We start from the raw sequence: 22020 nt of genomic DNA on the forward strand, positions 1-22020 counted from the left end.
GTGGAACTATATTGAAAAAGAAACTGATTGGGGCAGGCCAAAGGTTGTTCATTATTTTGAAACACAACGTGCAGACGAACATCGAGGTGGGGCTGGGATTTTAACCCCGATTATTCAACGCCTGAAAATGATTACTAAATATGATCAAACAGAAATGGATGCAGCGGTTTTAAATGCGTTCCTTGCGGCCTATTTAGAAAGTCCTTTTGATCCTGCTTCGGCTGCCGATGCATTGGGGTTGGAAAATAATGAAGACTTGATGCGCTATCAACATAATCGTTCTGAATATCATCAAGGTAAAAACTTAACGATTGGGAATATGCGCCTTCCTACATTATTCCCAGGGGAAAAGATCAATACAATCAGTGCTACGCACCCTCATTCTCAATATAAAGAATTTCTTGGCTCGGCACTGCGTCATATTGCTGCGGGAACGGGGCTTTCTACCCAACAAATCAGTCAAGATTGGTCTGATGTAAATTACTCATCGGCAAGAGCAGCGATGTTGGAAGCATGGAAAACTTTAACGCGCAGGCGGGATAATTTTGCCTCTGGCTTTGCCTCACCACTACGCACGGCGTGGCTAGAGGAATGTTGTATGGTCAATGATCTTCCTTGGCCAAAAGGGGTGACGGATGAATGGTTAATCGACCATATTGATTTGTTAAAAACACCAATTTCCAGATGTAAATGGTTGGGACCAGGGCGTGGGTGGATTGATCCAGTTTCTGAACGTCAAGGCTCTATTTTAGGGATGGATGCAGGTTTATCTTCTTTGGAATCAGAAACTGCTGAAAATGCAGGCGGTGATTGGGAAGAAATTATTAATCAACGTGCTATTGAAATAGACCGATTTAAACAATTGGGTATTCCTTTGCCAGAATGGGCTGGGAATATTCAAAATGGCCAAGCCTCTTCAGCATCTCAACCGCAACAAAAACCGACTGCGTAATAAGTTAAACTGAAAGCATTATGAATTTTATAGAATTATTAAACCGACCTTTGGCGTTGGAACGCGGACGTGCGTCCTTATTAGCCGAGGAAATCATGGCTGGGGATCGGCGGTTATTAGCTGGTATAGGGCAAGCAGAGTTGCCAACTGTTGAACATTGTAAAGATATTGCAATTATTGAAATCAAGGGAATATTAGTCCCTGGGGATTTTTACTATTCTGGTTGGGCATGTGGGTATAATTATATTCGTAATCAATTGGCCAATGCGGTTAATGATCCCACGATTAAAAAAATCATCTTGTTAATTGACAGTCCTGGGGGTGTTGCTTCGGGTTGTTTTGAGCTGTCGAATATTATCTATAAAATTCGATCAGTTAAGCCAGTCATTGCCATTTGTGATGACAGTGCTTATTCCGCGGCTTATGCAATTGCCAGTGCGGCCAATGTTGTGACCGTGCCTATGGCGGGTGGGGTGGGCAGTATTGGTGTCATTACCATGCACACAGATATCACCAACGCCTTGGATAAAGCAGGGATTAAAATCACTACCATAACCTATGGTGCTTTTAAAGGTGAGAACGCACCAACGACTTCTTTGACCGAAGGTGCGTTAGGTCGCATACAGGCTGATGTCGATTTTTTGGGTGAAATGTTTGTGAAACAAGTCGCCAGAAATCGTAACTTACCTGCCCAAAAAATACGAGATATGGAGGCAGGAACTTTTCTTGGCTCTTTTGGTGTACAGGCTGGATTGGCTGATTATGTGATGTCAGCGGATGAGGCTTTTTTATATACACAACAAATAAAAGGAAAATAAAGGATGGTTAAAACATTGGCCAACAAAAAACCAAGACAGCAAAAACAAGCTCATAGTTTTGCACATTTAGTTAACGCTAGGGCAGAAGAATCTGATCCAGAAGATCAAAATGCGGATAATAATGACCAAGATAATAATGCCGAGGATGATGGCCAAAATCCCGAAGATCCAAAAGATCAAAACGGCAGAGCCAAAAAAGGCAAAAAAGCCAAGCGTGCTGAGGAAGATGATGATGGCACCAACGCTGAAGGGGATGACGACGATATTGATGCTGAAGATGAAGGCGATGACGAAACCGATGCTGAGGATGAAGAAGATACCACCACAGCTCAAGCTAGAGCAAGAGAACGGGGACGTTGTGCGGCAATCTTTGGTTGTAAAGCTGCGGCCAATAATCTGGCACTTGCGGCGGAGTTGGCATTTGGCAGCAACCTTTCACGTAAAAGTGCAATTCGTATTTTAAAGGCAGGGGCAATGACACGGCCATCATCACCAAAACGATCAAAGGCCAGTGCTTTTGATCAACGGATGGCACGCGTTACTCATCAATTTGTAAGTCCTGATGCCCCGCACCCCAGTGTTAATCAAAGTCAAGCTGCTAAAATTTTACAAGCAGCAGCAGGAACAGGTGTTGTTCTGAAAGGAAGTAAATAATGAGTGCAATAATTATGGGTGGAAGTGCTCAAATAGCTGGAAATATTGATGTCAGCTATCGCCAAGATAACTTAATTGCTGGGGATTTACAGCTTGTCACACAAAATATCACGTTGAAAACTGACCAAGGTATTTTGCAGCGTGGCACAGTGCTCAGTAAAGACGAGACTGGGGTTTATGTTATTTCTAAATTAACCTCTGCTACGAATAATGATGGCACCACTTCAACCACAACACCATCATCCATCGTGGTTTTGGCAGATACATATAACACAACAAATGGTGACGTTACTGCTGGGGCTTATTTTACGGGTGAATTTAATGCCAATCGTATCATTATAGATGATTCTTGGACGCTTGATGCATTACGAGATGCTTCCCGTCCTTTTACTATCTTTTTCAAAGATGTCGTTAATGCTGACAACCCAACCTAAGTTTATAAGAGTATAAAATGTCTGAAACACAACAAACTGGATTTACAATATATGATACCGCCACATTAATTGGCGTTGTTGAAAATTTAAAAACAGCGAATTGCTTTTTCTTGGATAGTTTCTTTCCACAAGAAGTTGTTTCCAATGATGGTCATGTTGCTATTGATATTGATGTTGGTAAACGGCGTATGTCGCCTTTCGTTTCTCCTTTAGTAGAGGGGAAGTTGGTTGAAAGTCGGCGTATTCAAACGAAACTTTTTAAACCTCCTTATATCAAAGATAAGCGTTCCCCTGATATGATGCGTCCAGTTCGTCGTATGATTGGCGAACAAATTGGTGGTAATCAACAGACTGGTCAGGAACGCTATATGGCCGTTCTTGCGATGGAATTAGCTGACCAACAAGATATGTTAAAACGCCGTATGGAATGGATGGCAACGCAAAGCTTGACGAATGGAAGCTTGACTATTCAGGGGGATGGATATGAAACGGCATTTATTGATTTTGGTCGTGATCCTGATTTAAATATTGTTCTTACTGGAACAAGCCTGTGGGATGATACGAACAGCATTGCTGATCCAACTGCAGATACACGGAGTTGGGCAAAACAAGTATTAAAATCTTCTGGTGCGCAAATTACCGATTTAGTTTTTACCAATTCAGCTTATGATGCTTTGATTAAAAATGAAAAAATTTATCAAATGTTGTTAAACTCTGCCATTCGTGCCAATGACGATGTCAATTTAAAGGGTGGACCATCGATGGCTGCGGGTGCCGTTTTGCAAGGATATTGGGGCACGTATCGCGTATGGTTGTATAATGAATGGTACGTGGATGAAAAGAATGTGGAACGTCCGATGATCCCTGATGGCATTATGATGGGGATTTCTGATCAATTGGGTGGAACGCGGGCATATGGGTTAATCTTAGATCCCGCATTAGGGTATGTGCCAGCACCATTTGCACCGAAAATGTGGTTTGAAAACGACCCAGGACAATTAATGCTGATGTTGCAATCCTCTCCCTTAACCATTCCAACCCGAATTAATGCAAGCTTTGTTGCACATGTTACCAAAGGGAATGACTAATCATGGCAAAAGATCCAAAAAATCCAGACTTCAAAGATCAAAATGAAGGCCTCCCTCCAGAGCTAAATATTGGGGATAATCCTCCAGGAGCAACGGTGGATAATAATCCATCACCATCTTTACAGAAAGGCTCTGATACTGATGTAACGAAGCAGAATGATCAAAAATCTTCTGCTTTTTTTGCGTCCACAGGAACCACTACGGTTACATTGATGCGTAATCGCACTTTATATCATAATGGGGTGCGATATAAAGGGGGAACAATCCTCGATTTGCCTCAACAAGATGCAGATCATTTGATTAAACATCATTATGCAGTTGAGGGGTCTATTTTACCAGCTGGAGGGGTCATTATTCCTCAACCCCATATCCCCAAAGAAGGAAGTGATGTCAGTTAATTTTAAAGACCTTGTGCTAATCCCTTGTATGAATTCGTTTGGCAGAGGGGTTCTTTATCACAATCAAAATGGTCAGATCCAACTAATAAAAGCGATATTTGATGATGTGACACGTCTACAAGACCCCATTACGGGAATAGACGGTGGAAACAGTGGAATTGTTGCTACGCGTGTAGTGATGGGTATTCGCCTTGATGATTTGTCCAGCAAACCAGATATGGGGGATTGGGTGACGATTGAGGGCATCGATTACTTTGTTCAAGAGGTGCAAGTTGATGGGCAAGGGGGCGCACATTTGATTTTGAATAATGCTGAGGTTTAAATGATGCAACCAAATAAGATTTTATATAGGTCTCTTTTACGCAATCGATTGGCAATTATTTTACAAGAAACGCAATTGGTTCCTGATGATCGCATCTTTAAAAACTTTCCTATCAAGGTTCCACAAGATCGATTGCCTTGCTTCTTTACATCTTCACCATCGGATCATGCAGAGGCTTTAACCGTTGGCACGCCTGTTTTTATTCGAACGGCCACTTTGGTTACTCAATATTTTTGCAGTTTTGTCAATATTGATAATGCTTCAGATCAGATAGATGCAATTTGTTATAAAATCGAAGATGCCATTCTATGCGATTATGATTTTCAAAAAATGGTCGAACAGATCCCATCTTTTGATACAGATATTGTATTTCACGGAGATACAGGTAAACAAATTGCCGAAATACGCTTTGTGATGTCATGTAAATATCGTGCAGAATTCAATCCGCAAGGTGCCATGCTTGATCATATCACAGGTCAAACCATTTAATTATTATTACAGAGAAACTTAATCATGTTTATTAAACCAGCACCAGGACGAATGGTGCGCTGGCCTACGTCCATGCGCCTTTTGTCTGATCAAGGTGAAGAGGTTCCTGATGATCTTCATTGGCAACGTCTTATTCAAACAGGGGATGTGATCATACTTCCCTCTTCAAGCTCAGAGATAAAAAAAAGCACGATGGCAATGGTAAAAAAGGAAGAAAAAGATGGCTGATACAATTTCTATTCGTGGGTATTCTAGTGAGAACCGTGTGCCTGGCCTTTTTTTTGCATTGGATGCTTCCAAAGCGAACACAGCAACAGCACGGCGCAGGGTATTATTAATTGGACAAAAACTTGTTTCAGCCAGTGGAACCCCTGATATTGCTGTTGAAGCTGCTGGCGTGACTGCTGTGCAAGGTGTCTATGGCCAAGGGTCACAAATTGCCCTAATGATAGAGGCCTATCGTAAAATCGATACGCGGGGTGAGGTCTGGATTTTACCTTTATCTGACCCAAGTGGGGGCGGTAAAGCAACAGGTTCTTTGACTTTATCGGGAATAGCTACACAAGCAGGCAAGATTACTTTTTATGTTGGAGATCAGCTTGTTGAACAATATGTGAGCAACGGCGATTCAGCAACTAATATAATTAAAAGCTTTGCCGATCGTGTGAATGCTTTTTCTAATTTACCTGTAACAGGAACAGCTAAAGATACAAAAATAACGTTTACAGCTAAAAATGCTGGAGCCTGCGGTAATGATATTGCTTTGGGGATTAATCTTCTTGGTGAAATTGCAGGGCAACGATTACCTGCAGGGATTACTGCAACAATTGCTCAAATGCAGGGTGGGGTTGGGGTGCCATCAACATTGACATCGTCTTTGTCTGGCCTTGGTAATCGTCAGTTTGATTTGTTTATTCATCCTTATGCTGATTTACAATCTTTATCGATTTTTACGGATTTATTGAATGATCAGTCTGGGCGGTGGCAAACCACGGAACAACTTTTTGGTCATTCTATTTCTGCAATCAAAGGAAGTTATGGCACGATTACACCTCTTGGTACACAGTTAAATGACCAGCATATGACGTTAATTACAACATCAGACAGTCCAACCCATCCAATGATCTGGGCGGCTCAAGTGGGGGCGCATGTGGCTGTCAGTATGCGTAATAATCCTGCTATTCCTATTACAGGGCTTATTTTAAATGTGATGCCTCCTACCGCTTTGGGAAGTTTGACGTTTAATCAACGTAACTCCTTACTTTATGATGGGATTTCCACCTTCATTGTGAATGACAATAGTGACGTTGTGATTGAACGGTTAATTACAACCTATCAACGTAATAGCTATGGCAATGACGATAACAGCTATATTAATATCGAAACCATCCTGACCGCTGCAATTTGTATCCAAGATATGAAACAATATTTGGCCTCTCAATTTCCTCGTAACATTTTATTAAGAGATGGCAGTAAAATTACTGCAGGGCAACAGGCAACCACAGCTGAATTAATTGGGAAAACCTGTATTGCAAGATATCGCACTCAAGCAAGTAATTTATGGGTGCAAGACGCAGAGGGCTTTGCCAAAGAGCTGACGGCAGAAAATGCAGGGAATGGTACGGTTAAATTATTAATGCCTTATCGTTTTTCAGATCAGCTTTTTGTTATTGCTGGCAATTGCCAATTTACCAAAGGATAATTAAAAATGGCTTCAACACAAGGTGCAATTGGTGGTTATGCAACCCTTACCATTGATGGTGAGGTTTGGAACGCCAAAGATATAAAATTTACAGTTAATGGGTTTAAACGAGAAACTGTGGTTGCGCAAACGGGCGTTGCTGGGTTTACCAAAATGCCAACCCAAGGATCGATTTCAGCAACATTAATTGATCGTAAAGACAAATCTATTGCTGAAATAATGAACAAAGAAAAAGCTACGATTATTGCCCGTTTAGGCGCTGGAAAAGTCGTCACAGGAAATGAAATGTGGCTGGTTGAGCAACCAGAACTGAATACCCAAGAGGGAACCTTTGAGGTTAAATTCGAGGGCGATGATGTGGTAGAGGATATTGCTTAATGGAACCAACAAAAAAGATTACTCTTAATTCATTAATTTTGGTTGATGGTCATGAATATAAAGAAATCAACCTCTCTGAACCGATTGCTAATGATGTCATTACAGCATTTAAGTCGATGGGGAATAAAAATTCTGGTGAGGCTTATTATGATGTGCAAATTGCTTTAATTGCGAAAGTTTCAGGAATTCCAGTTAAAGCGTTGGAGGAACTACCAACCCGTATCTTAGATGAAGCCATAGAATATATAATGGCCTTTCAAAAAAATAATGAGGTCGATTGTTCTGAAGATCGTTGGGAGATGGAACTGGATAAGCCAATATCATTATCTGGGGCTGATGGGGACATGATCGAAACATTAACTTTACAAGAACCAACTGTAAAGCAACGTAAAATGGCTATGCATCAAATGGATCAATACAGCAATCAGGTTATTGGTGGGTTCGAATTTCAAGTGTCGTTATTAACATCGGTTACAGGTCAAAAAATGGCGACTATTTTAAAGCTTCCTATCAGCAAATTTTTCAAAGCTTCGAATTATTTAATGCATTTTTTTCCAAGTGGCCAAGAAACTGGCGAGAACTTGGTCGGCAATTAATTTATTTTTTTAAATGGCCACCCAAAATCATTGATGAAATGACTGGTGAGGAATTGCTTGAAGCAGCTATGGCTGTCCAAGAAGGCCAAGAGGCTGAACGTAAAGCACAAAGGTAAGATTAATGGTAAGTCCTATTTCTTTATCAGTAACAGCAGTTGATAATGCAACAAAGATTTTTCAACAGGTCAATGCAAACATAGAACGTATGCAGGCCCCAGTTAAAAACCTGCAACGTGCTTTTGATAGGTTTTCTCAGCTATCAGGGATGACACGATTAAATGAGGGTTTTTCCCGTGTGCGTGCATCAGCGACCTCTACCTTTCGGGTGATGGGACAAATAGCTCCTGTTTTGGGAACGATTACCAGTGCTGCAAGCATTGCAGGCATGGCAAGGCTTTCCACAAACTGGGCTAATTTTGGCAGCAACCTACAAACGACCGCCCAAAATCTAGGAATGTCTGCGTCCAAACTGCAAGGCTGGCAAAACGGCGCGCGTTTAGCTGGAGTTTCTGCCGAGACCCTAACTTCATCAATGGCATCATTACAAGAAAATCTATGGAGTGCACGGGGCGGGCGTAATCCTCAATTTATTGCGAATATGAATGCAATGCATATTGCGATGAATAATGCTGATGGTTCTGCTCGTCCATTTGAAGCCATCATGGGGGACGTTGCAAATGTTATTGCAAAAATCAAAAATCCAGCAGCACAAGCTACATTAGCCATGGCTGCTTTTGGGGCCTCTGGTAAAGCAATGTTGCCTTATCTGCGTGAAGGCGCTGCTGGTATGGAACGCTATCGCCGTGAAGCGATGAAATATGGGGTTATGAATGAGGATGGGGTAAAGGCGGCCAATCGATTAAGAGAGGCGCAAGCGGGATTAACACTATCGGTTGAGGGGTTTGGTAACTCCCTTGCACAATCAATAGAGCCAGTGTTAAGTCCCATTATTTCCAATATGGCTAATTGGATCGCGGTTAATCGTGATTGGGTTGCTGGGAATATTGCGAGTTATGTGCAGCAATTTTCAAATTATCTAAAATCAATCAACTGGCAACAAGTTTCAAATGGCGTACAACAAGTTTGGAATTCTATTAAACAGTTCAGCCATACCGTACAAGAGAATATCGATAAGATCGGCGGTCTTAAAACCGTTCTTGAAGTTATTGCAGGTATTATTGGAGTCAGAGTTGTTGGCAGTGTCATGTCAACGATTGCGCCTTTTGCATCAATGGCGATGACGATTGGGAGACTCGTTGTTCCTATATTTGGGTCATTACTTGCAATTATGACCCCTGTTGGAATAGGCGTTGTTGCTGCGGGTGTGGCTATTGGCTTGGCTGCAAATTATATTTATAAACATTGGGATAGCTTTAAGCCATATTGGGAAAAATTATGGTCTGGGGTTAAAACAGTTTGGGATATTTATATCAAAGCAATCCAAGTAATTTTAAAGCCTTTTATGGGGCTTGTGGGGATTATTCAAAAAAACTGGGAACCTTTAACGATTTTTTTTAGCGGAATGCTAGATGGTATCCAAAAAGTTTTTTATAATGCTTGTCAATATATTGTGAATATTATCAGTAAAATTACATCTGCAGTTGATAAAGTCGGTAATGCGCTTGGTTTGACTAAAAAGCAAGCCGAGGATGTGTCAAATACGATGAAGATACAACCTCCATCATCTGCAAGTTATACACCATCTGTGGAAGCTGTGGCGAATGATAATGCAGGGCCTGTTCAAGCTAAGGGTGGTAGCAGTTGGCTTGGGGGTTGGTTTTCTGGTGCGAATAAAGACAAGCCAAAGTCTGATGGTGAAAAGCAATTTAATCAAATGACGGGTAAAGTTGGCAGCTTTTTTTCGTCGATGCAAAGCAAAGTTGATCAGGTAACAAAAGCTGCAACAACGCCTATGGCAACAAGCCAAGGGGGAGTTGGATCTAATATTGTCTCCTTTCCTGCAAAGCAGCAAACACAAGGAATTGTTGGAAAAACGCCTGCCTTTAATAATACGCTAAATGGGTATATTCAACAAGCTACTCAAGGAAGTCGTGTATCTGAAGCGCAGATGAAAGCATTGATTATGACGGAAAGTGGTGGACGTATGGTTGGGAATAAAACCACCTCTGCGTTTGGTTTTACACAGCTTACCAATGCTGCGGCCAAAGATATGGGGGTTGATAAATTCGATCCTTATCAAAATGTGTTGGGTGGACGTAAATATTACGAGCAAATGCTTAAAAAGGTAAATGGGAATTCTGTTGCTGCATATGGGGCTTATCATGATGGTGGAAACAGCAAAGGGGTCAAACAATTTCTTGCCTCAGGGGGAATGGACCTTTCTGGGTTTTCATCAGAGGGCATGAAAGCCATGATGAATTTCCAAAAACATCTGGGATCGGCTAATAGTGGACAGCTACAATTTAATCAGGCGGTTCCTGCAGGTGCTATTCCACCAGGATTGACAGCGAATAATAATATTGCCCAGAACATGCCCAGCATGTCGAATATGGGGGCGATATCTCCAATTACGGTAAATTCTGGCTTGGGTCAACTTGACGGCGTGGGTGGTATGAATATTCCTTCGGCTTCAGCGGTTAATTTACCGACGTTCAACAATAATAACGCGTCCTCACAAAAATTATTATTGGAAATTGATATTAAGGGGAAACCTCAAGGAATGGACATCAATGCCAAAAGCCGTAGCTCTAACCTTACTGTGGAATCTATTCAATATCAACGTGCAATGGATCCTATAAAATCAGCGAGTGGATTTTAATGCGAAAAGCATCTTTTAGAGGAGTTTCTTTTTGGGTTAATAGTAACGGTGGAGAAAATGGTCGTAAAACAGCCATCCACGAATATCCTAACAAAGATCAAGTATGGGTAGAGGATTTGGGTCGTTCTCAAAGAAAATACCATATTCAAGGGTTTGTTTTGGGTGATGATTATATCATCCAAAGTAAGTTGCTGATTAATGCAGTCGAACAAGAAGGTCCAGGCAATTTAATCCATCCGACCTTTGGGATGTTAAAGGTTTCGATAACTAATTGCGGTTGGCGTCAGCCAGATAATTTACAAAATAAGATAGAGTTCAATTTTGATTGCATTGAATATAGCAATCCTGTTGCAGGTTTTATTACAGAACTAACTGGGTCTGTTATTGGGGATTTATCGGATGCTTTATCTGATTCTGCGATTGGGGATTTTCTAAGTGATACGGTGCAACCCTTTAATCTTGGGATGATGGATAAAGCTGTTACAATCGCGAGTGATTGGGGGTCACAAGCAATCTTTCAAAGTACAGGAACAATTCCAATTGCAGCATTGGGTAATGTTGCAGCTTCTCAAATGGAAGATGCGTTGCTTAATTTAGCAACCAACAGAGATCAATTAATCAAGGCTGTTAAAGTTATTAATCCAGATTTTGATATGAACGGGATATATTAACATGGCCACACCCTATGAATTTGCAAAATCTATTATAGATTTACCAAACATTTTACTAGAATTCTCTGATGATCCAAAAACACAAATGGATTTGATTTTTCCTTTATGTAACTATCAAGTTTCTATAGTACCAACATCAGCACCTTTGGGACAGTCTGAAAATAATTTAATCAAAGCAACATCTGCCATTTGTCGAAGAGCAGCTCTTACAGGCCTTTGTAAAGCGATTGCAAATTGGCAAGCCGACAGTTGGGATGAAGTGTTAGATGTACGTGCCAAAGTTTCAAAATTATTTAATAATGAAATTCTCATAGCAACTGATGATAAAAATATGCAAACCGTAAATGCGTTACGCACACTAAGGGCAAAAGTTTTAGAATGTTTAATGAATGCTGCGGGGTCTGTTCCTCATTTGCGTACGGTGACCCGAACAGCAACTTTGCCAGCTTTACAGCTTGCACAACAATTATATGCTGATGGTAATAGAGCATCGGAGTTGATTAAACGTGTTAAACCTGTTCATCCAGCCTTTATGCCAACAGAAATAGAGGTTTTGAGCTCATGAGTATTGGATCAACAATTACCGATATATTTTCTTTAAGTAATGCAAAAATCAATGATGTAACCATTGATGTCAATAACAAACGATTATCAGGAATCAATGATGTAACCATTGATGTCAATAACAAACGATTATCAGGTTGGACACGGGTATCTATTCGTCGAGGAATAGAGATCATGCCTTCGACTTTTGAGTTGGAATGTACAGAGCCATCCGATACCCATAGTGCTTTGCCAGAAGGGGCAGATTGTGTCATTCGTATTGGTGGTCAAGCTGTAATCACAGGTTATATTTTAACCGTGACACGCAGGTTAAGTGCCAGTGAACATATTTTGTCGGTTCAAGGGACGTCAAAAACAACAGATTTATGCGAATGCTCGGCAAAGTTTCAAACTTATCAATTTAACAATATCCCTGTGATAGAATTAATTAAAGCGATTTGTAAGCCTTATGGAATTGGCGTGAAAACAATTGGTGCTGTTGATAATATCGTTATTCCGAAATTTTCGGTTATTTTAACCGAAACAGGGTATGAAATTATTGACCGTATGACCCGTGCTGCGGCCTTGTTATTTTATGATGACACAGATGGAAATATTATTGTCAGTAAAGTTGGCTCTGAGACGGCAGCATCTGGTTTTGTGGAAGGGAAAAATGTAGAGGAGGCCTCGGTCAGGCGTTCGTTGTCAGGACGGTTCAGTGCGGTTACAATGATTTTGCAAACGACTTCTCCTTTGGCGGCAATGCCAGGTGAAGATACGCAAATATCTCAACAAATGAACGATTTAACCGTGGGAAAAGATGCGATTGATCCAATGGTTAAACGCTATCGGCCTTTATTAATTTCTGCGGAAATGGGGGATGCTGGTTATATAGTTTCTCAACAACGTGCCCAATGGGAGGTTAATCGCAGATTTGGCAGGTCTCAGTCCGTGCAAATTATTACCGATAGTTGGCGGGATCAAAGCGGGAAATTATGGACACCCAACACACTGGCACCGATTTCCCTGCCAATATTAAAGGTGAATACAACCAATAAACTGTTAATCAGCGAAACAGTGTTCAGACTGGGTAACGATGGCACTCATGCAGAAATCACTTTGATGCCTGCCGAAGCCTTTATGCCTCAACCTATTGTCTTGAACGCTGCCAATAGTGGTGTCGTGCAGGCTATGGCTGAGGGATAATTTTTTAAGGTTATTTGTTTTTTGCAGCTTCGTCCATTAGTAATTTTGTTGCCGAATTGCCAATTAAATTCCAATCTGCACCTGTGCAACTTGTTAAACTTAATGAAAACAATAAATAGAAAATTTTTTTCATAGAGAAATTCTTTATTAAATATTTATATAATGAATTTTTTATCCCAAAAATATGAACTATTTAAGTCAAAACTATAATCATTAAAAGATATTTTATAAATTATACAACCACCCCAAGCGGGTGGTTTTTTTTGGAAAAATCATGGCGGATGATAGTCGAACAGCAGCCACGCGTATTCATATGTCGATGGGGATTGGTCGGATAACCAAAGGTGTGCAGCAAGGACAAAATACCCCCTCGCTACAGGCATGTTTTGCAGGGAATGAGCAACGGGATAATATTTACTTTATGCAGCACTATGGTTTTGCCAGCATGCCTGTGGTTGGGGCGGATGTGACTGTCAGTTTTCAATCAGGAGATCGGAACAAAGGGGTGGTGGTTGCCTCGAACGATCAACGTTATCGTATAAAAACCCTTAAAGATGGCGAGGTTGCGATTTATCACAAATCAGGATCTTCGGTCATTTTAAAAGAGGATGGTTCAATTGAAATGAATGCAAGCAATAAAAAAATGATCATTAACAGTGACGTGCAAATTAAAGGAGATATGACTGTAACCAAAAATGTGAATGCTCAGAATATGAAAGCCTATGATGATGTAAAGGCGGGGTCAATTAGTCTAAAATCACATCAACATCCCAAAGGGTATAATAATAGCTCTACAGGTGAACCCACATCATGACCGAAATCAAAGATATTGGTATTGTCTGGAGCAATGATACAGGTAAGGGCGAATGGCATATTAAGAATGGTGACATTGCCACAGATCATGCGCTGTACAGCGCTGTTATGGTTTCGCTTTTTTCTGATCGTGTGGCACCTTTGGAACCCTCACAAAAAGAAAAGAACGCTGCTATTGGAAAAATAGATGGGGATCGACGTGGTTGGTGGGGGGATATGTTGCGTACAGAACCGATTGGATCACGCTTGTGGCAATTAACCCGCGCGGTCAAAGCAGATCGCACCTCTATCACAGCTTTGGCACAAGATATGATTTATGAGGCCCTTTCTTGGATGACAGAAGACGGATTGGTCAACGCGATTAATGTCGAGGTCAGCTGGATCAAATCAGGATTATTAGGATTTAAAATAGAATTAATAGAACCCAGACAATATAACCCCAAAGTCTTCTTATTTTCTTGGGCGTGGGAGGGAGTATAATGTCTTTTAAGATACCAATATTAAGTGAGTTGAACGAACAAACACAACAGGATATTATCAATGCAGGTATTCCTGGAATTGATATAACATTAAAAAACTCAGTGATTGGCACGCTCGGATCAGTGCAAGCAGGGATTTCTTGGCAGCATTATGAATTTTTAGATTATATTGCCAAACAAGCCGTACCTTGGACAGCAACAGATGAATATTTAGCAGGCTGGGGTGAATTAAAAAATACCAACCAGAAAGCCCCAACTAAAGCCACGGCAACCGTTCAATTCAGCACGCTTGATGGAATTATTATTCCTAAAGGAACTATTATTAAACGTCCTGATGGGTGGAGTTATGTGACCTTAGCGGATAGCATAAATAATCAAGCCCTCATTCAATCCGTTGATTCAGGATCTAAGGGTAATGCTGGTCAAGGGATCAACTTAACTTTGGGTAATGCGTTGGCGGGTGTTGATGCTAAAGTAACTGCTTTAACGTCTATTACGGGTGGTGCAGACCTTGAGGAGCAAGAGGCATACCGCCAGCGTGTTATAGAGGCCTATCGTATATCTGGCTCTGTAGGTAGAGAGCAAGAATATATTCTATGGGCGAAATCTGTTTCTCAAGTTTCTCGTGCATGGATAGGACGTAATGGGTTTGGAATTGGCACGGTCATTATCTGGATTATGTGTGATGATGCCAATATTTCCAATAATGGCTTTCCAGTTGGTACAGATGGATCAGCAACAAAAGAATATCGCTATAATATTGCCAGTGGGGATCAATTAGCTGTTGCCAACTATATATGGCAAAAACAGCCTGTCACGGCTTTGATTATTGTTTGTTCACCCATTGCGATGCCTGTTGATTTTGTTGTTACTGATTTGGGTGTGAGCAATACCATTGAAAATCAAAACACAATTAAGGCAGCTTTAATAGATATGTTTCATAGGGAGGCAGTGCCAGGATCACAATTACATCCGAGTTCTTGGGAAAGAGCAATTGGATCAGTTTCTTCTGTAGCTCATTATAATATTGTCAGTCCTACACAAGCCATTATTCCTTTGAGTAAGGGACATTTGCCTATTTTAGGAAAAGTGACGTTTAAATCATGATTCCACATTACACTAGTAAAAATTTCAGAGATGCTTTACTCAACCTTTTGCCTATGGGACCTATATGGTCAAGGGAAGAAGGCGGTATGATTTGGGTATGGGCAACTATTATTGGTAAAAGTTATGAACGTAACAGTGATCGTGCGATTGATCTGTTAAAAGTTTCCTTTCCTGCCACAGCTACGGAATTAATTACAGAATGGGAAAACACGGTTGGGCTTCCTGATTCATGTGTTGGCCCTGTTGAGGATATTTCTGTTCGTCAAATGTTGGTTGTGGATCGTTTAGTATCCTCTGTAGAAAGTTCTATTGAGTTTTATATTGAGTATGCCAAAAAATATTTTGGGATCAATATTATCATTGATCAATATTCTCCATTTCGTTTTGGTACGTCTTTTAACAAACCTTTTGGTTATGAAGAATGGTCGCATACGTGGCGTATAAGATCAGATCAAGAATTAGGGTTTTTACATTGCATATTCAGCCGTATTGCTCCTGCACATACATGGATATTATTCGGCCCATATGTTAACGAGCTATAGTTTTAAAGAGAGAGTTAAATGGATTTAATAATTTCAGATCACAGCGTTCCTTTGGAAAAAGCTGATAGAGCTCCTAAAAAGGTTATTGATCAGACCCCACAATATGCAACTGATGGAGATCCAGCACAAGGAATTCCTGCTACTATCTTGACTGCTGCTCATTATAATTCTCTAACAGCAGAGGTCACAAATGCCATATTAGCAGGTGGGAAAAAACTCGATAAAAATGATTGGAGTCAATTAGCTTCTATTATTAAGGATTTCATAACAGAGCTTGGAAAAAAAATTGACAACAAGACCTTAAATGAAAAATTAGCAGGGCTTAACATCAATATTGATCTATCTCCTTATTATAAAAAAACTGGTGATACTTTAACAGGAGCAATGCACACTGGGGGCCAATCTCTTTGGGGGAGCGATGATAAAACTCAGCTTATTGGAAAAGGCGATGGTTGGTATATTAAAAACGATAAAAATGTTACGTTAATTTCGTTTGAAAATGGAAGCATTATTTTAAATGGTCAATATTCCTCTTTTTCTGGTTACGCTATTACAGTTAATACTGCCACCATTCAAGATAATAATGTAACTATTCAAAGCAATAATACTGTGGCTGATGGTAATGGATTTATTCATGGGAATGGTATTCATTTTGATTTACAAAAACGAGGGGTTAATGGGAACATTTATTTACAAGAACAACCTGGTATTGAAACGGCTTTAGTATTTCAAGTTTCAGGCGGTGGTCAAACATCAAGTATGGGCTTTAATAATGCTGGACTTCTTTCTGTTATTCAAATACGCACAGATAATATAAAAACAAGTAATATAGACGTAGAAAAATCTATTAAAGTTAATACCATTAAGAATAATGGTGCTGATAGCATTACTTTTGATTCGCCTGTGATGGCCAAAGGCTCCTTTCAAGTTAACGATAATGATTTATATCTAAAATCTGATAATCCTCGTCCAGATACAGGACAATATCGGAATACGAATTCTGTGATTTGGCAATTTGATGAAGATCAAACTATGCGAGGGATGGCTTATTTTCAGGAGCATGTCGGTGTTTCGAATAATTTAGTATTTTTAATTTCAGGTGGTGAAAATACTTATAATTATACTTTTGACAATTTAGGGACGTTTAGTTGCAAGTATATTAATGCGAGTTATATTCAAACCAATCATGCTACCATTCAAGATAATAATGTAACTATTCAAAGCAATAATACTGTGGCTGATGGTAATGGATTTATTCATGGGAATGGTATTCATTTTGATTTACAAAAACGAGGGGTTAATGGGAACATTTATTTACAAGAAAAACCTGGTATTGAAACAGCTTTAGTATTCCAAGTTTCAGGCGGTGGTCAAACATCAAGTATGGGATTTAATAATGCGGGGGATCTTGGTGTAAATAGCATTACGACCAGCCAAATTACTTCTTATGGTAATTTGAACTTTAATGTTACAAATGGTAGTGATTCATACAATTATTCTCTCAATGAAAAAGGAACTATTGTAGCCAAGTACTTTACGGGTGTTGCCGCTGAGGCAAATTACGCCGATTTAGCCGAATATTATCGTTCAGATCAATTATATGACCCAGGAACGATTGTTAAAATCGGAGGAGAACAAGAAATCACAACCGCCTGTAAGGGTGGTTTTTTTTTGGGAATTGTATCAACAAACCCAGCATTTCTTATGAATACTTCTATTAAAAATGAAAATTTAGCGTTGCCTGTTGCTTTGGCTGGTCGCGTTCCTGTGAAAATAATGGGTGAGATTAAAAAAGGTGACCCCATTACTTTATCGAAAATTGATGGGATTGCTACAAAAGCAAATCAATCTGAAAATATTATAGGGTTTTCGTTAGAAGATAGTTTCGATCAAAAAATAAGGTTGGTTGAATGTTCTATCAAGTCAGTGGGGAATTGTTAATGTCATTTGAATATAGAAACAACTCTTTACTGCTATCAGGTAGAATTAATGCTGATGATTATAATGAAGTGATTCATTTTTATAGTCAAATTCCACTGTTCCAATTTCAAAATTATAAATCTAAAGATTATCGAATAACTGCAAAAGATTGGCAAGATTTATCCGATCATGTCCAAACATTAAGAAACCAAAATTATACTATTCCTTGGGTTCCATCGGGATTTACTAAAGAAAATCGTGTTCAAGCAATGAGCTGGTCAAATGCGATTTACAGGGAATTAACGACACCTGGAGATTATACTTTTCAAGCACCAAATGAATCAGGGACCTTACAGTTAAGCTGGATTATGGCTGGCGGTGGATCTGGCGGTGGCGGGGATGAAGATGGGTATGGTAGAAGTGGTGGCGGCGGTGGATCTGGTGGGTATCAACAAAATATAAATTTTCCCATTTCAGGTGGATCAACGATTTCAATTTATATTGGTTCGGGTGGTGCTCCCACATCTAAATATGAAACTGAAGGCGGAAGCGGTAGTGATACTTATCTCTTAATTGATAACCAGGAAGTTATCCGTATGACGGCTGGAAAAGGGGGGCAAAATGCTCTTGCTACTAACTATACAGGTGATCATCCCAAAGGGGGTGTAGGTGGTTCGCCTAACGGATTAACAGGAGGAGACGGATTAAAGGCAAATAATAATAATAAACTTGGTGGTAATGGTGCTGATACCCCGTTGGGAACTGGTGGACAACCAACCTGGGCAGATCAGGGAGACAATGCATCTGGTTATGGGGCTGGTGGAGGGGGTGGATGTACTAAGGACAGACAAAAGCCTGGATATTGGATCGGTGGGTTCGGCACAGGTGGTTATGCGTTATTTAACCTTACGAATTAATAATTAAAATGATTGAGTAGGTAAAATGTGGACGGTCTCAAATAAACGATGCCTTCAATTGCAAAATAAAGGGGGATATTACAATACGAATACAAATTTTATTCGTAATCTGGTTTTGCCAATGCGTTATGATTGTGAGGATTTAGATTACAGCCTCGATATTTCTACATTTTTACAAGATAGTTTTGATCGTATTCGCTTTGTTTCAGCAAAACAAGAAGGAATGGAGTTGCTTTGGCTCAGCTATGCTCATGAATGTATTTTGTTTAGTTTGGGTAAGGGATCACCAGAAAAAGTGGGAATTCTTTATTGTTATGCGCAAACTTTTGGTGGGCGGTCTTTCCAAATAACGCTGACTCAATCGATAGAAATGGGGAATTTTGCCCGTCGAGATCCGCCCCCAGACTTTATTCCTAATTTAATTCAACTTCCGAATACACAGCCTCTCAGATCATCTGATGAGGCATTTTTTTTCTTTGGATAATTTATGAAAACAATAAGACCAATCAGTGATCCTGAATTAAGGATCAAAGAGGTTGCATGTGATGATTTAATCATTGTTATGAGACCTCAAAAAAATGAGCTTGGATGCGTGACCTCGTATGATACGCAAACGATTACAGCCAATGAGTTTTGTGCATCCATTATGGCACAAACATTAGAGACATTGGGGCAAATTTTACCTAGAACAGACCCCGCAGATGGAAAAACTTTATGGGTTAAAGATGGATGTCTTGCCTTTGCGTCTGGTGATCCAACGCAACTTGGAACCATTGCCCCATATGCAATGAAAAAGTCGTTACAGCAAGCATTTCAAATATTACCAACCTCTGATCCAGGAGACGGCAGCCCTTGGTTATCGGGAAATATTTTAATGCAAGGATCTCAAATTAAAACAAATAAAGGAATTTAAAATGAGTTGTTCTCCTCCGATTTTAATCGTTCCAGGTGGATGCTTAGACAAAGAAGTTATGGAAATAGCTTGTAAAAGCCCATTAGAAACAAAATCTTATTTATTTACCGTATCTAACCGTCTTTCTCCTGTTGAAGAAATTGATTATGTCATAGCTCAACCAGCTGGCAATAGTGGTGTATCTGTTCATGATATCAAGATCGATGGGCAAACCTTTAAATGTAAAATAAAAGGGGGATATTTAAACAAAAATGTTGGTATTCGATTTATTATTCAAACGAAACTTAACAATATTATTGAGTTTAATTGTAAGCTTCCTATTCGTTCAGCAGGGATTTTGTATGATGATGGATCCCAATCTATTATTTTGGACCCTTCATCACCAGCAGGAACCATTACAATTGGAAAAGTAGAGCAAGTTTTATCGGATAAGCCAGCAACGGTTACAAATATTGGCACGCCAGAGGCAGCTATTCTCAATTTCGAAATTCCACAAGGTGATGAAGGAAAAGCAGCTACTATTGAGATTGGAAAGGTTACAACAGGTGATCCTGGAAGTAAGGCGGCTGTAGTTAATAGCGGGAATTCATCAAATGCCATTTTAGATATTACTTTACCAACAGGGAAAGATGGCGAGGTTCAAACCGTTAAAATCGGAGAAACCAAGACACTGCCTGCTGGATATGCTGCCACGGTTGATGCGACTACAGTGGATAATGTCGTAACTTTAAACTTTGGCATTCCAAGTGGAACCACGGGCGAAGCTGGTCAATATATTCTTAATATTGGTGAAATTACAACACTAGCACCAGATCAACAAGCGACTGCAACAATTACTAGTGATGGGAAAGGTAATCATTCCTTAAATCTAGGTATCCCACAAGGTAAAGTTGGACAACAAGGCAATTCAATTTCCACTTTATCATTTTCTAAAGATAAAATTGTGACAACATTGTCAGACGGATCAACTTTAGAAACTACTCCACAAGGTATTTACACTCTACATGAAATTGTAATTGCTCCCGATAATATTGGGGAGCTTCCTGATGACTTGGTTTTAAATGGTAATATTTATACTGCCCCAGACGCTTATTTGAATGGAAGCAAAAAACTCCCTGAGGGTTTATCTCTCAATTCAAATATCGTGATGACTGACGGTTCTGTCTATTTCCCAACAACAATCAACAATAACGGCGTTCTTTGCGCTGCTTAATTTAATTTAAAAGGACTAATAAAAATGGCCGATACAAACACAATAGGTAAACCTATCAATCTTGATCTTTCTGCATGTTCTGCAAGTAATGATGGAGGGAAAACACTAAAAACATTGTCTCAGTTGGTTACTGATAATAACAATAATACTACTAATCAAATTAACGCTAATGAATTGAAAACAAAAGTAGATAATAATACTACTGATATTCGAAATGTTAAAGAACAAGCGGATAAAACAGACACTCAAGTTATTGCTTTAAAAACAAAAGTTGATGGTTTAAAACCAGACGCTAATTATGTTGCTGTGAACACAGCATTCCAATCAAAAGGATATTTACCATTAGACGCGAATGGTCAATTTGTGGGGCCAAATCCAAGAACTGACAATGTTGTTTTTAGTAGTTGGGGTTATAAGTTTGATGTAAATGGTAATGCAGTTGGTTCGAATTCATCACAAATTCTTAATAAATACCAAGTTGCAGCAAATAACGCTGGAACTAGCGTATCTCAAGAGGGTAGATTCGTTTACACTTCTGCATATGATAAAACCATAGCAAAGGGTAGATTTGCTTTTGATGCAGAGACAGTAGATCCTTTATCTGGCAATGTAAATTTAGGGTCAACGACTAATCCTTGGAATAATATTTATTCAAAAACAGCTCTTACTGTAACTTCTGATAAAAATGTAAAAACTGAGGTTCAATTAGAAGAAAATATTGCTGATCTATTGTTTGAGAAGTTAGAGGCAAAAACATTTACATTAAATGAAGTAGTTGCAGAAAAGGGGGATGAAGCCCGTATTCATACTGGGTATTTTGCTCAAGATGTAGCGCAAATATTACATGACGGTGGGTTTGAACCTTCTTTAATTGCTATGTGGATTCAAAATAAAAATGAAACTACTCAATTGATAGAAAAAGAAGACGGAAGTTTTGAAGAAACCACAGGAAAGATTATTGATAAAGAAGGTTTAAAGTTTATTCAATCTTTACGCTATGAAGAAATATTGGTTGCCTTATTACAAGGTACAAAGAATAAAATTTCAACGTTAGAAAGCCGTTTAGCTGCACTTGAACAAAGATAA

The 22020-nt window shown here is 39.6% G+C and carries 26 protein-coding genes; all 26 read left to right on the top strand.

What is annotated here, in order from left to right; translation table 11 throughout:
- The coding region (locus QMN76_RS06930) for a phage portal protein (RefSeq protein WP_282065886.1) at window positions 1–952 on the top strand (952 nt) is incomplete at its 5' end.
- Window positions 953–972: 20 nt separating this feature from the next.
- Complete coding sequence (locus QMN76_RS06935; RefSeq protein ID WP_282065887.1) at window positions 973–1770, top strand: S49 family peptidase; 798 nt, start codon at window positions 973–975, stop codon at window positions 1768–1770.
- Between the two features lie 3 nt (window positions 1771–1773).
- Window positions 1774–2424, top strand: a complete 651-nt coding sequence (locus QMN76_RS06940; RefSeq protein ID WP_282065889.1) for a hypothetical protein — start codon at window positions 1774–1776, stop codon at window positions 2422–2424.
- Window positions 2424–2858 (top strand): head decoration protein, encoded by a 435-nt coding sequence (locus QMN76_RS06945; RefSeq protein WP_282065891.1) that lies wholly within the window; start codon window positions 2424–2426, stop codon window positions 2856–2858. Before QMN76_RS06940 ends, QMN76_RS06945 begins: the two co-directional genes overlap by 1 nt.
- Before the next feature lie 17 nt (window positions 2859–2875).
- The gene (locus QMN76_RS06950) at window positions 2876–3946 is read left to right on the top strand and encodes a major capsid protein (protein ID WP_282065893.1); all 1071 of its coding nucleotides are present in this window, start codon (window positions 2876–2878) and stop codon (window positions 3944–3946) included.
- Window positions 3947–3948: 2 nt separating this feature from the next.
- On the top strand, window positions 3949–4344 hold the full coding sequence (locus tag QMN76_RS06955; RefSeq protein WP_282065895.1) for a DUF7210 family protein: 396 nt from the start codon (window positions 3949–3951) through the stop codon (window positions 4342–4344).
- Window positions 4334–4666, top strand: coding sequence for a head-tail joining protein (locus tag QMN76_RS06960; protein WP_282065897.1), 333 nt, complete (start codon window positions 4334–4336; stop codon window positions 4664–4666). Before QMN76_RS06955 ends, QMN76_RS06960 begins: the two co-directional genes overlap by 11 nt.
- Complete coding sequence (locus QMN76_RS06965) at window positions 4667–5155, top strand: hypothetical protein (protein ID WP_282065898.1); 489 nt, start codon at window positions 4667–4669, stop codon at window positions 5153–5155. It begins immediately after the preceding gene.
- A 24-nt stretch (window positions 5156–5179) separates the two neighbouring features.
- Window positions 5180–5383 carry a DUF2635 domain-containing protein gene (locus tag QMN76_RS06970; RefSeq protein ID WP_282065899.1) on the top strand — a complete coding sequence of 68 codons (204 nt, stop codon included), beginning with the start codon at window positions 5180–5182 and terminating at the stop codon, window positions 5381–5383.
- Window positions 5376–6857 (top strand): phage tail sheath subtilisin-like domain-containing protein, encoded by a 1482-nt coding sequence (locus QMN76_RS06975; RefSeq protein WP_282065900.1) that lies wholly within the window; start codon window positions 5376–5378, stop codon window positions 6855–6857. The genes QMN76_RS06970 and QMN76_RS06975 overlap by 8 nt, the downstream gene beginning before the upstream one ends.
- Window positions 6858–6863: 6 nt before the next feature.
- Window positions 6864–7235, top strand: a complete 372-nt coding sequence (locus QMN76_RS06980; RefSeq protein WP_282065902.1) for a phage tail tube protein — start codon at window positions 6864–6866, stop codon at window positions 7233–7235.
- Window positions 7235–7831 carry a phage tail assembly protein gene (locus tag QMN76_RS06985; RefSeq protein ID WP_282065904.1) on the top strand — a complete coding sequence of 199 codons (597 nt, stop codon included), beginning with the start codon at window positions 7235–7237 and terminating at the stop codon, window positions 7829–7831. Before QMN76_RS06980 ends, QMN76_RS06985 begins: the two co-directional genes overlap by 1 nt.
- Window positions 7832–7952: 121 nt before the next feature.
- Complete coding sequence (locus QMN76_RS06990; RefSeq protein ID WP_282065905.1) at window positions 7953–10610, top strand: transglycosylase SLT domain-containing protein; 2658 nt, start codon at window positions 7953–7955, stop codon at window positions 10608–10610.
- On the top strand, window positions 10610–11281 hold the full coding sequence (locus QMN76_RS06995; protein ID WP_282065906.1) for a DNA circularization N-terminal domain-containing protein: 672 nt from the start codon (window positions 10610–10612) through the stop codon (window positions 11279–11281). The genes QMN76_RS06990 and QMN76_RS06995 overlap by 1 nt, the downstream gene beginning before the upstream one ends.
- A gap of 1 nt (window position 11282) precedes the next feature.
- Window positions 11283–11846, top strand: a complete 564-nt coding sequence (locus tag QMN76_RS07000) for a hypothetical protein (protein WP_282065908.1) — start codon at window positions 11283–11285, stop codon at window positions 11844–11846.
- A complete protein-coding gene (locus tag QMN76_RS07005; protein WP_282065909.1) occupies window positions 11843–13030 on the top strand; it encodes a phage baseplate assembly protein in 1188 nt (395 codons plus the stop codon). The genes QMN76_RS07000 and QMN76_RS07005 overlap by 4 nt, the downstream gene beginning before the upstream one ends.
- A 274-nt stretch (window positions 13031–13304) precedes the next feature.
- Entirely contained in the window at window positions 13305–13844 is a 540-nt protein-coding gene (locus tag QMN76_RS07010) for a phage baseplate assembly protein domain-containing protein (RefSeq protein WP_282065911.1), read from the top strand.
- Window positions 13841–14323 carry a phage GP46 family protein gene (locus QMN76_RS07015; RefSeq protein WP_282065913.1) on the top strand — a complete coding sequence of 161 codons (483 nt, stop codon included), beginning with the start codon at window positions 13841–13843 and terminating at the stop codon, window positions 14321–14323. Before QMN76_RS07010 ends, QMN76_RS07015 begins: the two co-directional genes overlap by 4 nt.
- Window positions 14323–15429, top strand: a complete 1107-nt coding sequence (locus tag QMN76_RS07020; RefSeq protein ID WP_282065914.1) for a baseplate J/gp47 family protein — start codon at window positions 14323–14325, stop codon at window positions 15427–15429. The genes QMN76_RS07015 and QMN76_RS07020 overlap by 1 nt, the downstream gene beginning before the upstream one ends.
- A complete protein-coding gene (locus tag QMN76_RS07025) occupies window positions 15426–15971 on the top strand; it encodes a putative phage tail protein (RefSeq protein WP_282065915.1) in 546 nt (181 codons plus the stop codon). The genes QMN76_RS07020 and QMN76_RS07025 overlap by 4 nt, the downstream gene beginning before the upstream one ends.
- A gap of 18 nt (window positions 15972–15989) precedes the next feature.
- Window positions 15990–17912 (top strand): hypothetical protein, encoded by a 1923-nt coding sequence (locus QMN76_RS07030; protein WP_282065916.1) that lies wholly within the window; start codon window positions 15990–15992, stop codon window positions 17910–17912.
- Complete coding sequence (locus QMN76_RS07035; RefSeq protein ID WP_282065917.1) at window positions 17912–18808, top strand: glycine-rich domain-containing protein; 897 nt, start codon at window positions 17912–17914, stop codon at window positions 18806–18808. Before QMN76_RS07030 ends, QMN76_RS07035 begins: the two co-directional genes overlap by 1 nt.
- A gap of 25 nt (window positions 18809–18833) precedes the next feature.
- Complete coding sequence (locus QMN76_RS07040) at window positions 18834–19292, top strand: hypothetical protein (RefSeq protein ID WP_282065918.1); 459 nt, start codon at window positions 18834–18836, stop codon at window positions 19290–19292.
- 3 nt (window positions 19293–19295) lie between these two features.
- A complete protein-coding gene (locus QMN76_RS07045; RefSeq protein WP_282065919.1) occupies window positions 19296–19721 on the top strand; it encodes a hypothetical protein in 426 nt (141 codons plus the stop codon).
- A gap of 1 nt (window position 19722) precedes the next feature.
- Window positions 19723–20934 carry a phage fiber-tail adaptor protein gene (locus QMN76_RS07050; protein ID WP_282065920.1) on the top strand — a complete coding sequence of 404 codons (1212 nt, stop codon included), beginning with the start codon at window positions 19723–19725 and terminating at the stop codon, window positions 20932–20934.
- Window positions 20935–20958: 24 nt separating this feature from the next.
- Window positions 20959–22020, top strand: a complete 1062-nt coding sequence (locus QMN76_RS07055) for a tail fiber domain-containing protein (protein WP_282065921.1) — start codon at window positions 20959–20961, stop codon at window positions 22018–22020.

The organism is Commensalibacter papalotli (ex Botero et al. 2024) (assembly GCF_947179115.1).
GTDB classification, from domain to species: Bacteria; Pseudomonadota; Alphaproteobacteria; order Acetobacterales; family Acetobacteraceae; genus Commensalibacter; species Commensalibacter papalotli.